This window comes from Maribacter sp. 4G9 (assembly GCF_002742265.1).
GTDB lineage: Bacteria > Bacteroidota > Bacteroidia > Flavobacteriales > Flavobacteriaceae > Maribacter.
This window is the reverse complement of the sequence record NZ_MDGL01000109.1, coordinates 1-1,212: the sequence shown is the minus strand read 5'-3', so window position 1 is coordinate 1,212 and position 1,212 is coordinate 1. Positions and strand designations below refer to the sequence as shown.

Annotated in this window: 3 protein-coding genes; 2 read left to right on the top strand and 1 reads right to left on the bottom strand. The window is 29.0% G+C overall.

Annotated features, from left to right (window positions below):
- The first annotated feature begins 204 nt into the window (after nt 1-204).
- Both BFP75_RS10945 and BFP75_RS10940 read left to right on the top strand, forming a co-directional pair.
- Nucleotides 205-459 (top strand): hypothetical protein, encoded by a 255-nt coding sequence (locus tag BFP75_RS10945; protein WP_099545439.1) that lies wholly within the window; start codon nt 205-207, stop codon nt 457-459.
- 147 nt (nt 460-606) lie between these two features.
- On the top strand, nt 607-843 hold the full coding sequence (locus BFP75_RS10940) for a hypothetical protein (RefSeq protein WP_123803409.1): 237 nt from the start codon (nt 607-609) through the stop codon (nt 841-843).
- On the opposite strand, the gene BFP75_RS21820 is transcribed toward BFP75_RS10940, so the two are convergent.
- Nucleotides 811-987 carry a hypothetical protein gene (locus tag BFP75_RS21820; RefSeq protein ID WP_165776586.1) on the bottom strand — a complete coding sequence of 59 codons (177 nt, stop codon included), beginning with the start codon at nt 985-987 and terminating at the stop codon, nt 811-813. The two genes, BFP75_RS10940 and BFP75_RS21820, sit on opposite strands and share 33 nt — an antisense overlap.
- Nucleotides 988-1,212: the final 225 nt, after the last annotated feature.

Here is a 1,212-nt window from a genome sequence, read left to right as displayed (position 1 = left end):
ATCATAATTTTGTTTTTTGGCGGACTTGGAGCATTAATGTAAAATAAAAAACGGTTGGCAACACCGTGTATAATTCATTGCTGGTTCTGGTTTGCTTACGAAAATCCTCGCGGATTTTCTATTCGGTTTTTATTTGCTAAATTAGGTGCTTAAAAACCGCAACAAATCATACACAAACACGTTGTACGTAAGCTGAAAAAACGTATGAACATAGAAGAAAACAACGAATTATCAAAAGAAGAAGTAGATATTGAAATGGACAAACTTGAAAAGTACCTTATAAAAAGAGGTGCTATTCACAAACACCTACTTTTTACCCGAATGTTAGTAGATAAAATAAATAAATTAGGCTATAATACAGATTTAACTAAAGAAGGTATAACAGAAGTATTAAATATTAAATCGAAAGATTTAGATTTAATATCATATTCCTGTAATTGGTGTCGATTTTGTGAATAGCCTCACCAACGTTCTTTCTTAAATTTAAGTCTTTATTACAAGTTGACAGATTATAACACTTTCTTAAATTATAAACTTGTTCATAACCCAAATATAAATAAAACAATATTAACTAATTACGGAAATCCGTACAACAAAAACAACAAAATGAATACTAATTACAAATGGATACCAAAGGATTGGACAGAAGCCGTAGAAAAGAACCCTGAAAACTTTAATACAAAACCGAAAATAGAATACTCATTGTTTTGTGAGTTTTTAAGAACAAAAGATTCACCAAAAGCAAAAAAAGTACTTTTAAAAATGGAAAAAATTAAAACAGACCAAGATTGGATGTATTTTCAATTAAATTTAAAGTTTGAAAGTTTCCTCAAGTTCTTTTAAATTATTATCTAAACTATCAAATTTCTCATTAAAATAATCTTTTTCTATTGGTGCAACAATATTCAACTTTTCTCTAAAACGTTTCAGAATATCTTTTTGAGTTTTTAATATGGAAAGTAATTTTTTAGATTGTTCTTCAGTCATAATTATATATTTTGACTAAATTAGAAAAATAAACTGAAATAAAAGTCGAGTAGGTAAAGGGGGGTTTCACCCCTAAACCTCTCACAGAACCGTACGTGATACTCTCGCATCATACGGCTCTTCTTAACAAGTCAAGGCTTAAATCCATATTGCCAATGCACAAATAGATTAGGATAATGCTTTGCAGTTTCCTGTAACCATTTGTAAGCAAAGAACCAATGTTTT